This window comes from Agrobacterium tumefaciens, from assembly GCA_025559845.1.
In the GTDB taxonomy this organism is placed as follows: domain Bacteria; phylum Pseudomonadota; class Alphaproteobacteria; order Rhizobiales; family Rhizobiaceae; genus Agrobacterium.
Genome location: CP048470.1, coordinates 2,219,515 through 2,233,346, shown reverse-complemented (window position 1 = coordinate 2,233,346; position 13,832 = coordinate 2,219,515). Strand labels below are relative to the sequence as shown.

Here is a 13,832-nt window from a genome sequence, read left to right as displayed (position 1 = left end):
CCGCACCGGATCGAAACGGAAATCAGCACGTTGAAATTAAAGGAAATACAATCTATGTTTTTATAATGTGAAAAGCGGCTATTCAAATGACAAAACCGATCTCAAATCGCATTTGTCGCAGCGTCGGCGAAGCGAGCGACCTTTTGAAATTGATTGCCAATGCCAACCGCTTGGCGATCGTCTGTTACCTGATGGAACGGGAGGCTTCTGTTTCAGCTCTTGAGTTCGAACTCGGGATACAACAACCGACCTTGTCGCAGCAGCTATCGGAATTGCGCGCAGCAGGCGTAATAGACGGGACGCGTGAGGGTAAAGCAGTGATTTACCGGGTGACCGACCCCCGTATTGTCGATCTGGTCTCGACATTGCGCGGATTCTACAACGATTTATCCGATGTGACCGGAAAGAAGTCGTTGCGGGATTTCCGGATGGACGAACCGATGTTCGACTAAGCCATGATCGATCTCTACACCTGGATCACCCCTAACGGACTGAAGATATCAATTGCGTTGGAGGAACTCGGCCTTCCCTACTGCGTACATGCGATAGATATTGAGAAGGGGAAGCAATTTTCGCCTGATTATCTGAGGATCAATCCTGGCGCCAAAATCCCGGCGATCGTCGATCATGACAACGGAACGGTTCTCACGGAATCGAATGCAATTCTGCTTTACCTTGCAGAGAAAACCGGTCGCCTCTTGCCACGCGACGACACATTACGGCTTTCCGTCATAGAATGGCTGATGTGGCAATCTTCAAATTTTGGCCCTACGCTGGGCTACGCCCATTATTTTCTGACGTATAACGCCGGAAGCGCGCCATTCGCGGAAGACCGTTTCGCACTCGATACACGCCGGCTCTATGCAACTTTGAACGATAGACTGGCGGGCTTCGATTACGTTGCCGGCAGTTACTCCATCGCCGACATCGCACTTTGGCCATGGGTGTCCCGCTTCGCACGTCACAAGATCGAACTTTCAGAGTTTCCCCATGTTCTACAATGGTACCGAAACATTGCCGAAAACGAGGGTGTGCGGCAAGGATACAAAGTGCCCTTTTTTACGACAGATATCCCCGGCATCGTGGATTCTACAGATGTCGTTGAAACGTCCACGCGCATGACGAAATAGAGGTTCTTTGTGGGCAGCACCTACGAGAACATCGGTTCATGCTGCTAGGCCGGGTCCTTCACGCATATCCTCGGGTGCGAGCCATTACAAAAGTTTAAGGTGATTTCGCGGGCCTTTGGGTGTCTTGTGCAATAAAGCCGACACAAAGGCTTGCCGCGCATGTTCGGGAAGCATGACCTGCTGATCTAGCGGAATTGCCAGATGAAACGTTTCTGGACCACTGTTTGCGTCGTTGCTGTTGTGGCGACAGGCGCATGGACCTACAGGGATCGGTTACCTCTTGACGAGATCCCCTACCTCAAGAATTTTGCCAAACCAGCCTCTCACCAACAGCTACCTGATACGGATCACACCGTTCCTGGAACAAGTCAGCAGGCGGCAACGACGGAAAGTGGACGCCAGCAAGGCGGTCAAAGGCAGGGCGCAGGCCGTCGCAACGGCGGTCCGCCGACCGTCAGCACCATCGCAGCCGGCAAAGACACACTGCCGATGGACGTGTCAGCAACAGGCTGGGCGGTGGCCGCAGACATAACCAACATTGCGCCGCTTCAGGCAGGATTGGTAACGCAGATTTCTGCGAATGATGGGCAGCACATCAAGGCAGGTGATCTCATCCTTAAAATGGATGATCGCATCGCGAGCGCAGCAGTCGATAAAGACAAGGCAAATATCGCAGCCGACCAGGCGACACTTGAACAGACGGAGGCAGCATTCCAACGCGCTGCCAACCTCGTCAAACAAAGCGCGGAATCACAGCAGGCACTCGACCAGGCTCGGGCAGCGCGTGACTCGGCGAACGCCAAGATTGGTGCTGATCGCGCTACACTTGCCGCCGATCAGGTGTCCCTTGAGCACATGGAAATTCGCGCACCTTTCGACGGAAGGCTCGGCGATATCAGTGTCAGTCCCGGAGCCTATCTAAGTGCCGGCGTCAGCGTTGTGACAATCACCAAATACGATCCCATCTCGGTAAGCTACCGGCTCTCTCAGCGTTATCTTCCAGAACTTAGAGAAGGTCTTCAGAAGGATACGGTCGTCGATGTTGATCCTGCAGCAACCGGCGGCGAAGCTCTGCACGGCACTCTGCGCTTCTACGACAACACGGTCGACCAGACATCAGGCGCAGTTCTCGCCAAGGCCGAATTCAAGAACGATCGCGGTCTTTTGTGGCCCGGCCAGTCTGTCAACGTTACCACCCACTTCACGTCAAACAAGGAGATGATCGTCTTGCCGACGGTCGCGGTGCGCCCGGGACCGAAAGGTGATTTCGTCTATACAGTTGATGAAAGCCATCATGTTCACATGAACGAAGTGAAGGTAGCCCGCTCGAACGCTGACCTCACCGCAATCGCAAGCGGCCTTGACGGTGGCGAACATGTCATCGTCGAAGGCCAGTCAGAACTGACAGACGGACAATTCGTCAATGAGCAGTTCTCTGGCAAGGCGGGTGATCACAACACGCTTGCCGACAATCTCTCCCGGAAAACGGCTGGTGACCAATGATACCCAGCTTTTGCATCAATCGCCCTGTTGCGACGACCTTGCTTGCCATCGGGCTCATTCTGGCCGGCCTTGCCGGTTTCCGACTTCTGCCTGTTGCGGCACTGCCTAAGGTCGATTTTCCGACAATCAGTGTTTCGTCATCGTTGACCGGTGCGTCGCCGCAGACGATGGCAACGTCGGTGACAACACCTCTGGTCAAGCAGTTCGATACCATTCCGGGCGTGAGTGAAATCAGCGCAACCAATACACTTGGCAACAGTTCCATCGTGCTGCAGTTCGATCTGAACCGCGACATCGATGCTGCCGCGGCCGACGTTCAGGCAGCCATTTCTCGCGCGCAACGGCAATTGCCGAGCAACATGACAACGACGCCGAGTTACCGCAAAACGAACCCTGCGGATGCTCCAGTTTTGTTGTTGGCAGTCAACAGCAAGGAGATGCCGACGAGCAAGGTGGACGAGATCGCCGAGGATATCATCTCGCCACTTCTGTCCACAATTTCGGGTGTCGCGCAGGTTTCAATCTACGGCGCACAAACCTACGCGGTGCGCGTTGGGCTCGACCCAGCAGAGCTCCAGGCGCGTGGGCTTGGTGTCGATACGGTGACGACGGCAATCGCACAGGCAAACAATCAGGCCCCGGTCGGAGCATTGCAAAACGATGCTCAGCGACTGACGATACAGGCAGACACACAGCGCACCGACGCCGACGCCTTCCGTTCACTGGTAATTGCAACTCATAATGACGCTCCGATCCATCTTGGCGACGTCGCAAAAGTAACAGACAGCATCGCCAACACCGACGCCGGAAGCTGGTTCGACGGCGAACAGGCCATCATTCTCGCCGTGCAACGCCAACCGGATGCCAACACGGTAGACGTTGTGGACGCGATCAAAGCGAAGCTCCCCTCGCTTCGTCAACAATTGCCACCGTCCGTCAATATCAACGTGATGAACGACGCCTCGACTGCGATCAAAGACGCCATTTCGGACGTTCAATTCACGCTCTTCTTGACCATCGGCCTTGTCGTGGCTGTCATTTATCTTTTCACAGGCCATCTGACTGCGACGATCATTCCAGGCCTCGCCGTACCATTGTCGTTGATTACCGCTTTTGGGGCCATGTATGTCCTCGGCTACAGTATCGACAACATCTCTCTGCTCGGGTTGACATTATCGGTAGGTCTCGTCGTGGATGATGCGATCGTGATGCTGGAAAATATTCTGCGCCTCCATGAAGAGGGTTTACCTATGCGTGAGGCAGCGCTGCAGGGCGCCGCCGAAGTGAGCGGCACAATCCTTTCCATGTCCGTCTCTCTTGTTGCCGTCTTCATCCCCATCCTCCTCATGGGTGGCGTTATCGGCCGATTGTTCAACGAGTTCGGCATGGTCGTCACTCTCGCGATCATGGCATCCGCACTCGTCTCACTGACTGTGACACCGATGCTGGCCTCTCGACTTTCTGGCCATTCATCCAAGCCACCAGCTATCATCCGATGGTTCGATCAGGGATTTGAACGTACCTTACGTCTTTACGGCAAAGCCGTTGGCTGGTGCCTGTCTCACCGCGTGGTCGTCCTTTCTTCTTTTCTGGCTTCAATCGCCGCCTCAGCCCTACTGTTTCAAACCCTGCCCTCAAGTTTCTTCCCCCAAGAAGATATCGGGCGTCTCTCTGTCTCGACGCAGGGACGCGAAGACATTTCCTATAGTGCAATGCGCGATCTGCAGGCACAGGTCGCAGATGCGATCCGCAAGAATCCTGCTGTCGTGCATGTGACCTCAATTGTCGGCGGTAACTCACGCAATCCGCTGAACAACGGCTCGATGTTCGTCGAACTGAAACCGAAGGAGGAGCGCGCACCTCTGTCACAGATACTTGCCGAACTTGGTCAAGCAACTTCCAAGATTGCCGGTATCCGGACCTACATCAACCCGCAGCAAAGTCTGCGTTTTGGCGGCCGAAGTTCAGCCAGCCAGTACCAGTTGGTCGTACAAGGGCTGAACGCGGATACCACGAACGAGTGGTCAGGCAAGCTCATGGAAGCGATGCGCCGCGACCACGCATTCACAGCCGTAACATCGGACGCCCAGAATGGCGCTATCGCGGCAACAATCACGGTCGACCCGGAAAAGGCCGCCGCATTCGGCATTACCAATGACCAGTTGCGCAAGACCCTTGAAATGTCCTTCGGCGGCTACACAGCCGCACAGATCCAATCGACCGGCGACAGCTACGATGTGATCGTTGAATTCGACAGTTCCAAACCTTGGAATGACGATTTCCTGAGCGACATAAACATTCTTTCCACAAAATCGGGAGCGCTGGTTCCGCTTTCCAATTTCGCGATGTTGACCCGAACTCAGGCGCCGGTGACCATCAACCAAACAGGCCAGCTCGTTTCCACCACAATCTCGTTTAACCTGCCGGAGGGTGCTGCACTGTCTGACGCGACCAAGCGTATCGATGAGATCAAGGCAACAATCGGACTACCACAGGACGTGTTCACCAGTTACGGCGGAACAGCCGCAATTTTTCAGCAAAGCCAAGGCAATACCGGGATACTTATCCTTGCTGCAGTTCTAACGATCTATGTCGTTCTCGGAGTGCTCTACGAAAGCTTCATTCACCCACTGACCATCTTGTCGGGCTTACCGGCAGCGGCATTTGGCGCGTTGATAGCGCTGAAGGTCATGGGGATGGACTTCTCGATCATCGCGTTGATTGGGCTACTGATGCTGATCGGCATTGTGAAGAAGAATGCGATCATGATGATCGATGTTGCCGTTGAACTGATGCGCAACAAAAGTGAACCGGCGCCCCGTGCAATCCACGAAGCCTGTGTAAGGCGTTTCCGGCCGATCATGATGACAACGTTTTGTGCCCTGCTCGGAGCGTTGCCTATCGCGCTGGGGTCAGGCGCAAGCTCTGAATTGCGCCAGCCGCTCGGGATTGCAGTCGTCGGCGGACTTATCGTCTCACAACTGCTGACACTCTTTATCACGCCTGTGATTTTCGTGGAGATGGACCGCTTTGGCGGTTTCTTGAAGCGGAGGTTCTCCAGGAAAAAAAGGCAAGAGCAGCAGGCTGCGCCCGAAAAAACGGATCTTCCCGAGCGACCGGAAACGGTCGCCGCCTGACCCAGGGTCAAGAAAGCGGCGGCCGTGGGTAATGCCCAATATTACTGCTTCGAAAACCGGCCGAAGGTACCACCGGAGAAACACAACGGGTCGCCATCTCGATGTGCGGCCCGCAGCACCTCGCCAATGATGATCGTGTGATCACCCGCGTCATGCGCCACCGAGCGACGGCACTCGAACCGAGCAAGAGTGCCCGGTATGACCGGAACACCTTCCTCATTCGTTTCCCACGCCAGATCGTCGAAAGCCCGACCGCTTTTGACGAAGCGCATGGAGAGTGCATCCTGATCGGCGCTAAGCACATGGATGGCGAAATGCGTCGCGTCGTTGAAGGCGGTATGGCGCGACGAACTCTTGGCTGGCGACCAGAGAACCAAAGGCGGATCGAGGGACACCGACGCAAAGCTGTTTACGGTGATACCAATCGGTCCGTCCGCCGTCGTGGCAGTCACAACTGTGACACCCGTCGTGAATGCGCCAAGCGCATTGCGGAAACTGCGACTATTTTCACCACCTGGAACAAAAACATGTTCGTTGGGCATGCTGACTGCTTCAACCATTGTCATCACGGCACCTCACGTCCGGTTGCAAGTGTGTAGAGTTCAAACCACGTTTGACGATCGAGCGTCACGCGCGTTGCGTCAGATGCTGCAGCAATTCGCGCCAGATTGTTGGTTCCCAGTACAGGTATGATCCTGGCCGGGTGACGTAGAAGCCATGCGACGGCGACAGCAGTGGCATCGACACCCTGCTCATTGCCAATCCGTTCCAATGCGGCAAGCAGCTCTCCCCGCTCGGCACTGAAGAGCGAACCTCCGCCAAGCGGCGACCATGCCATCGGGAAAACCCGCTTTTCCTGAACGAAGGCGAGATCACCATTGGTGAAGGCTTCCGTAGCAACGAGGCTCAACTCTATCTGGTTCGTTACCAAGCGATTGCTCATTGCCGATTGCAGCAATGAAAAGTCAAAAGGACGGAAGTTCGAAACACCGACAGCTTTCACCTTGCCGCTGGCAACGAGTGCATCAAGCGCCTTGCCTGTTTCTTCAGGATCGATCAAAGGATCTGGCCGATGGATCAGGAGGAGATCGACGTGATCTGTTCCCATGTCCTTTAGCGATGCATCAACGGAGGCGTTTATGTGACCGGCTGTCGTGTCATAGTGCTTCACGCGAGCTGCGGCGTGACGACCGACGGGAGCTACAATTCCACATTTCGTGACGATCTCGATCTTATCGCGCAGCGAAGGTGTTGCCTTCAATCCGGCGCCAAGGATCGCTTCGGCGGTATAGTCGCCGTAAATGTCGGCCTGATCCATGGTCGTAATGCCTTGAGCAAGGCAAGCTTCGATCTTGGCCTGAACATGGGCCGGAGAGGTATCCCCATCATCACCGATGCGCCACATGCCATAAACGATGCGGCTGAGTTCAAGTGTTTCAGAAAGAGCGACGCGTTCCATCAGTGGCGTTCCCCGTTGCCGAGCGGCGTGGCAGGCGTTTCAGTGGGCACCCGGCCATAGGCATGAGGCAGGGAGCAGGTTTTCATTTGTGGGAGAACCTTGGTGCCGAAATGTTCGGCTTCGTCAAGATGCGGATAACCGGAAAGGATGAAGGCTCGGATGCCCATCTTCTGGTAATCCTCCAGCGCCGAGAGCACCTGATCGGTGGATCCTACGAGTGCAGCACCGCAACCGGAACGGGCGCGTCCGATGCCAGTCCACAGATTGGGTTCGACGTAACCAAACTTGTCTGCAAGTTCGCGGGCGCGCGCCTGATGCGAGACACCAAGCGATCCGCTGTCGTGTGCGCGATTGCGAATAAGCTGCCCGTACTCGTCATCGAGTTTAGAGACGAGGTGATCGGCGTATTCCCGCGCTTCCTTTTCGGTGTCACGTACGACCATGTGGACACGAAGCCCGTAGTCCAAAGTACGCCCGTGCGCGGCAGCGTGCGCATTGGCAGCGCGCATGCGATCGGCTAGCTGGTCCTTTGTTTCCGGCCACATCAGATACACATCACATTGCGCGCCGCAAAGCTCCAGAGCATCAGGCGAATAACCGCCGAAATAGAGAAGCGGACCACCATTCTGCTGATAGGGTCGCGCCGGATCAGTCGATATGCCCTTGAACTGGTAGATCTCGCCATCGTGATCAATCGTATCGCGCGTCCAGGCCTGTCGCAGGATTTGTACAACCTCATGGCTGCGTTTGTAGCGATAGGCGCTATCGGCCACTTCACCAGGGAAATCTGAACTGATTACATTGAGCGTCAGCCGGCCCTTCAGCATGTGATCGAGTGTCGCGACAGTACGCGCCAGCATGATAGGCTGCATCTCACCGCAACGGATCGCGGCAAGAAAATTGATACGATCACTGATCGGGGCACAGCCCGCGACAAAACTCAAAGTGTCCTGCCCAACCTGATAGGATGAAGGGCAAAGGATATTGCGAAATCCGAGTTCCTCCGCCTTTTTGACGATGTCCGAGCAATGCTCCCAGCTCGACCGCAGGCTGCCATCCGGTACGCCGAGATAGGCATAGTCATCGGAGCACAGCGCCGAGAACCAGGAGACCTCGGCAGCGTCGATGTCAGCGGATGTTACGGGTACGACGGTCATTCATTTCCTCCTCAATGCCGCTCTCGTTTTTCTTGCATAACATCAAGAAATATGTAAATCAATGATGTATCAATTTTTGTTTGGCGGGAGGCTTAGCGAACATGAAGAACACGGGTGGAAGTCTGCCGATGTATCTGCAGATTGCAGAAATGCTGGTGAGAGAGGTCGCTGCGGGCCGGTTGATTGATGGCGAAAAGCTCGCTCCGGAACGGGACATGGCGGCAGATTTGGGAATTGCGGTTGGCACGTTGCGTAAATCACTCGCCGAACTCCAGGAGCGCGGTTTGCTGGAGCGCATTCAAGGGTCCGGCAACTACATCCGCGCTGTCAGCGATCCCCAAAGCGTCTATGCGTTTTTCCGACTGGAACTGATCAATGGCGGCGGTTTGCCTACGGCTGAAGTTCTGGACGTGCAGAGACTTGCAAAACCCGCTGATCTTCCGGATTTCGGCGCCTCAAGCGAAGGCCACCGGATCAGGCGCCTGCGCCGCATTTCTGGAAAACCGGCAGCAATCGAGGAAATCTGGCTGGACGGCTCATATGTTGACCAGATCACTCTCGATAACCTTTCGGAGTCTCTCTACCTATATTACCGCACACGGCTGAACCTCTGGATCTCGAAGGCCGAGGATCGGATCGATCTCGGCAAGACGCCGGACTGGACACCGGAAATTTTCGGACAAAACGCCGGCTCTCTTGTGCCACGCGTCCTGCGCCTCAGCCAGGCACAGGACGGAACAGTCGCCGAAGTTTCATGGACATGGTTTGACCATAGCGTTGCGCGTTACGTGTCCCGTATGCGCTGAATTCAGCAGCACAGAGCAATATCGAAATTTGACTACCGACAAGGGAAGGAGCGCCCCCAATGCGACATAATTCCGGGATATATTTCTATAATTCAACAACTTGCAAGTTTTTGATTTCTGTCAGAAATAAAATTGATACACTATTGATTTCCTATTAACGAACGGTAATATCACTAGCCAAGGGAGATTGGCGTTTCGCCGCCCCACGGCATCATCCCGGCGACGGGTCAGATTCCGACCGGGAACGATGCGCCGTTATTGGAGGCTTGAATTGACCGCAGCGTCGTCGTGACGTCGGACTTTCAGGTCATGAGGAGGAAAACATGGCTTCGGTCAGCCTGCGAAAGCTGGACAAGAGTTACGGCGCGCTGCGCATCGTAAAAGGTATCGACCTCGAAATTGCCGACGGCGAATTTGTGGTATTCGTCGGCCCGTCCGGCTGTGGGAAATCAACGACATTGCGCATGGTCGCTGGCCTCGAGGGCATCACCGGCGGTGACGTTCTGATCGGCGACCGGGTCGTGAACAAACTGCCGCCACGTGAGCGAGACATCGCCATGGTATTTCAGGACTATGCGCTCTACCCGCACAAAACAGTCCGCGAGAACATGGGTTTCAGCCTCAAAGTACGTGGCGTGAACGCATCGCAAGCCAATGCCAGCATTGACGAGGCTGCAAAGATGCTCGGGATCGAGCACCTTCTCGATCGTCGGCCGGGGCAACTTTCCGGCGGCCAGCGTCAACGTGTCGCCATGGGTCGCGCGATCGTAAGGCGCCCACAGGTGTTCCTGTTTGACGAGCCGCTATCCAACCTTGATGCCAAGCTTCGTGGACAGGTCCGAACGGAAATCAAGCGTCTGCACCAACAACTGGGCACGACGATCATCTATGTCACTCACGACCAGGTCGAGGCCATGACATTGGCCGATCGCATCGTCATCTTGCGGGGCGGCGATATCGAGCAGGTTGGCACGCCGGACGAGGTTTACAACAATCCGCAAAGTGTGTTTGTCGGCGGTTTCGTCGGCGCCCCGGCAATGAATTTTGCAAGGGCCAAGGTGACCGGCGACACCCTGTTCTTCAGTGACGGAAATCGACTACCCTTGGCATCTGTCCGCAAGACGCGTGAGACGGCACTTGAGGGTCGCGATGTCATCGTGGGCATCCGTCCTGAGCATTTCGGACCGGCGGAGGCTTTTCCCAGCCAGCTTTCAGTCACCGTACAGGTGGTTGAACCGCTCGGTTCAGACACCCTGGTCCATTTCACCCTCGGCGACGCTGCATTGACGGCAAGAATGCCGCCACAGGAGCGGCCCGTACCCGGGCAAATCATGAATATAGGTGTAGACCCCTCCAAGGTGCATCTCTTCGACGCACAGACGGAACGGTCGATCCATTAATACTGATACGGCTGTGTCCGTTGTCGCAAGAATATCAAAACGGGAGGAAAACATGAAATTCAAAGCTTTGACGGGAGCAGCACTTTGCGCTGGCCTATTTGCCTTCACAGGACCGGCCCTGGCGGATACGCAGCTCAAGATTTTCGTCTCCAGCCAGCACCAGCCCGACGTGTGGCGCAAGGCGCTTGACCAATACGAGGCAAAAACGCCAGGCGTTAAGGTGACCATCGAGACGGGTGGCAACACCTCTGAAGCTCAGGCGCAGTACCTGAACACCATCATGTCGGCGAAGGACACAAGCCTTGACGTCTTGATGTTGGACGTCATCCGTCCGGCACAATTCGCAGCCGCCGGCTGGACCAGCGATTTTTCCGGCAAGGATATGTCATCCTATCTGCCGACCTACGCGGAAGCCAATACGGTTGACGGCAAGATCGTCGCCCTTCCTGCCTTTGCGGACGCGATGTTCCTTTATTACCGCAAGGATCTTCTCGACAAATACGGCATTCAGCCGCCCACCACGTGGGACGAACTGAAAGATGCTGCCAAGAAGGTGATGGAAGGTGAAAAGAACCCCGACCTGCAGGGCCTGTCCTTCCAGGGAAAAGCGATCGAAGGCGCAGTTTGCACTTTCCTCCTTCCCTACTGGAGCGAAGGAAAGTCTCTGGTTGAAAACGGCAAGCTGAACTTCGACAGCAATGCGGCGACCGCTTCGCTCAAGCTCTGGAAGAGCTTCGTGGATGAAGGAGTTGCCAAGAAAAACATTTCCGAAGTTGCAACCGATGATACCCGCAAGGAATTCCAGGCCGGAAAAGCGCTGTTTGCAGTAAACTGGTCTTACGCCTGGAACCATTTCCAGGGCAAGGAATCTGCTGTTACCGGCAATGTCGGTGTTGCGCGCCTTCCCGCCGTCAAGGGTGGCGAACAGGCAACCTGCCTCGGCGGCTGGGAATTCGGCGTGTCGGCGTATTCCGAACATCAGGATGAAGCCAAGAAACTGGTCGAATACCTGTCGGGCGAGGACGTCTCGAAATTCATGGCAATCAATGCAGCACTTTTGCCGACCTATGCCTCGCTCTACAAGGATGGTGAAGTGACCAAGACCATTCCTTGGTTCGCCGATGCGCTGCCGGTTGTCGAAACAGCGAAGGCCCGTCCCGTAACACCGCGTTACAATGAAGTCAGTGAAACAATCCGCACCACTGTCAATGGCGTGCTCGCGGGCGTCATGACGCCGGAAGATGGCGCCAAACAGATGGAAAGCCGTCTCAGACGCGTTCTTCGCTGATAAAAACCCGGCCGGAAAGCGCGCGATGACAAACCGCATCTTTCCGGCCCACTTTCTCAAGCAGACAACCGCTCGACAGACGCGGTAAAACGGACCAGACGACATGTCGGTCCGATCGGGAGACGACTGACGTGAATCCAGTTGCAGGAGTGGCAGACGTGACGATGCCGGAAAGAACCATGGTCAGGATCGACGAGAAAAAGCCACCCCGCTGGGTCCGATTGCTCGATCTCGGCGATGGTCCTCTCGCGGTGATGCTCCTGGCTCCCGCAGCAATCCTTTTGACGCTTATCATTGTCTATCCTGTAGGGCGACTGGTCTACACGAGCTTCTTCAGCCTTTCTCTGACCTCAGGTTTGCCTGCAGAATTCATCGGCTTTGAAAACTATGTCGCGATGTTCGATGATCCGGTATTTTGGGAAACCACCTGGAACACGGTCTTGATCACGCTGATTACCGTGCCGGGAGCGCTTTTCGTTGGTCTCGGGTTGGCGCTGCTCGCCAACCTGCCCTTCACGATGCAGTGGCCCATGCGGCTGTCGCTACTCATTCCATGGGCGCTGCCACTATCATTCGCCGGTCTGATTTTTGCGTGGTTCTTCCATTATGAATATGGCGTCGTCAACGATGTCCTGAACCGGCTGGGTTTTGAAGGCGTTATCTGGTTCAATTCGCCTAACTGGGCGTTTGCTGCAATTTGCCTGACGATCATCTGGAAAACATCATCCTTCATGGCACTGATGATCCTGGCCGGCCTGCAAACCATCCCCAAGTCGCTCTATGAGGCAGCAGACGTTGATGGCGCGGGTAAAGTCAGACAATTCTTCGAAATCACCCTGCCCCTTCTGAAGCCTTCCATCGTCGTGGCTCTTATCTTCCGTACGATCACGGCGCTTCAGACATTCGATATTCCGTTCATGATGACGGGTGGCGGTCCAGGCACCTCGACCACGACATTGGCCATGTACATCCACCAAAACACGGTATCGTTCCTTGATCTCGGTTACGGTTCGGCGCTTGCGGTGATGATGTTCGCGCTGTCGATGTGTGTGACGGCCGTCTATCTGCGCATTATCCGGGCCAAGGAGTAATTATCATGAGCACAGTCGCCACCTCCGGCCTCGCGTCATTCTTTTCCGGCAAGCCGCTACGTTTTATTGCCGCCTCCATCCTTCTGGTAAACGGTCTGTTTCCTGCGATCTGGATTTTGTTCACATCGCTCAAGACAGAGGCAGAACTCACGGCAAAACCGATCACCTGGCTCCCCCATGTGCCGACGCTTGCCAACTACATGCAGGCATTCTCCGACCAACCGCTGCACCAGTTTCTTTTCAACAGCTTCATGGTAGCGTTGCTTTCAACTGCATTAACGATCCTGATTTCGGTATTGGCAGCCTATGCCTTGGCGCGTCTCAACCTGAAATACCGGGCGTTGATTCTTTCGCTTATCATCGCAGTATCGACGTTTCCGCTGGTCACCCTGCTGGTTCCACTATTTGAAATTATGCGCGCGCTCAACCTGCTCAACAGCTGGACGGCACTCATATTGCCCTACACGGTGCTTTCGCTTCCAGTGTGTACACTGATGCTGGTTTCCTTCTTCGAGAGTATCCCGCGCGACCTCGAAAATGCTGCCATGATCGACGGATGCACCCGCATCGGCGCATTGTTCAAGGTGGTCGTGCCGCTCTGTGCACCTGGCGTCTTCACGGCCGGCATTCTTGCCTTCGTCAACGCCTGGGATGAATTTCTGCTGGCACTTTCATTCAACTCGAACCCGGCTCTTCGCACCCTTCCGGTGGGCATTCAGCTCTACCAGGGCGAGTTCGCTTTCCCTTGGCCTGTCATTTCGGCAGCGCTGGTGGTCGGCATTGTGCCTGTCGCAATCCTGATCGTCATTTTCCAGGAGCGGGTTGTTTCCGGGCTCACCGCAGGCGGTCTAAAAGGTTAAG

12 protein-coding genes are annotated in these 13,832 nt (G+C 55.3%); 9 read left to right on the top strand and 3 right to left on the bottom strand.

Features of this window, described 5'->3' with window-relative positions:
* The first annotated feature begins 86 nt into the window (after nt 1-86).
* From FY156_26565 to FY156_26550, 4 genes are all read left to right on the top strand, one after another.
* Nucleotides 87-452 carry a winged helix-turn-helix transcriptional regulator gene (locus FY156_26565; GenBank protein ID UXS05001.1) on the top strand — a complete coding sequence of 122 codons (366 nt, stop codon included), beginning with the start codon at nt 87-89 and terminating at the stop codon, nt 450-452.
* 3 nt (nt 453-455) lie between these two features.
* Nucleotides 456-1,130 (top strand): glutathione S-transferase, encoded by a 675-nt coding sequence (locus tag FY156_26560; protein UXS05000.1) that lies wholly within the window; start codon nt 456-458, stop codon nt 1,128-1,130.
* A gap of 201 nt (nt 1,131-1,331) precedes the next feature.
* A complete protein-coding gene (locus FY156_26555; protein UXS04999.1) occupies nt 1,332-2,633 on the top strand; it encodes an efflux RND transporter periplasmic adaptor subunit in 1,302 nt (433 codons plus the stop codon).
* The gene (locus FY156_26550) at nt 2,630-5,770 is read left to right on the top strand and encodes an efflux RND transporter permease subunit (GenBank protein UXS04998.1); all 3,141 of its coding nucleotides are present in this window, start codon (nt 2,630-2,632) and stop codon (nt 5,768-5,770) included. The genes FY156_26555 and FY156_26550 overlap by 4 nt, the downstream gene beginning before the upstream one ends.
* Before the next feature lie 41 nt (nt 5,771-5,811).
* Here FY156_26550 and FY156_26545 read toward each other — a convergent pair whose 3' ends face one another.
* From FY156_26545 to FY156_26535, 3 genes are read right to left on the bottom strand one after another with little or no spacing between them, the layout of a single operon-like run.
* Nucleotides 5,812-6,336, bottom strand: coding sequence for a flavin reductase family protein (locus tag FY156_26545; protein ID UXS04997.1), 525 nt, complete (start codon nt 6,334-6,336; stop codon nt 5,812-5,814).
* Nucleotides 6,336-7,229 carry an oxidoreductase gene (locus tag FY156_26540; GenBank protein UXS04996.1) on the bottom strand — a complete coding sequence of 298 codons (894 nt, stop codon included), beginning with the start codon at nt 7,227-7,229 and terminating at the stop codon, nt 6,336-6,338. The genes FY156_26545 and FY156_26540 overlap by 1 nt, the downstream gene beginning before the upstream one ends.
* Entirely contained in the window at nt 7,229-8,386 is a 1,158-nt protein-coding gene (locus FY156_26535) for an LLM class flavin-dependent oxidoreductase (GenBank protein ID UXS04995.1), read from the bottom strand. Before FY156_26535 ends, FY156_26540 begins: the two co-directional genes overlap by 1 nt.
* Before the next feature lie 101 nt (nt 8,387-8,487).
* Here FY156_26535 and FY156_26530 point away from each other — a divergent pair, with 101 nt between their 5' ends.
* The 5 genes from FY156_26530 (at nt 8,488) to FY156_26510 (ending at nt 13,831) form a co-directional block, all read left to right on the top strand.
* Nucleotides 8,488-9,192: a GntR family transcriptional regulator gene (locus FY156_26530; protein UXS04994.1), complete on the top strand. Its 705-nt coding sequence runs from the start codon at nt 8,488-8,490 to the stop codon at nt 9,190-9,192.
* 323 nt (nt 9,193-9,515) lie between these two features.
* On the top strand, nt 9,516-10,592 hold the full coding sequence (gene ugpC / locus FY156_26525; GenBank protein ID UXS04993.1) for a sn-glycerol-3-phosphate ABC transporter ATP-binding protein UgpC: 1,077 nt from the start codon (nt 9,516-9,518) through the stop codon (nt 10,590-10,592).
* 52 nt (nt 10,593-10,644) lie between these two features.
* Entirely contained in the window at nt 10,645-11,880 is a 1,236-nt protein-coding gene (locus FY156_26520) for an ABC transporter substrate-binding protein (GenBank protein UXS04992.1), read from the top strand.
* Between the two features lie 179 nt (nt 11,881-12,059).
* Nucleotides 12,060-12,971: a sugar ABC transporter permease gene (locus FY156_26515; protein ID UXS05261.1), complete on the top strand. Its 912-nt coding sequence runs from the start codon at nt 12,060-12,062 to the stop codon at nt 12,969-12,971.
* Between the two features lie 5 nt (nt 12,972-12,976).
* On the top strand, nt 12,977-13,831 hold the full coding sequence (locus FY156_26510) for a carbohydrate ABC transporter permease (GenBank protein UXS04991.1): 855 nt from the start codon (nt 12,977-12,979) through the stop codon (nt 13,829-13,831).
* Nucleotide 13,832 lies beyond the last annotated feature (1 nt).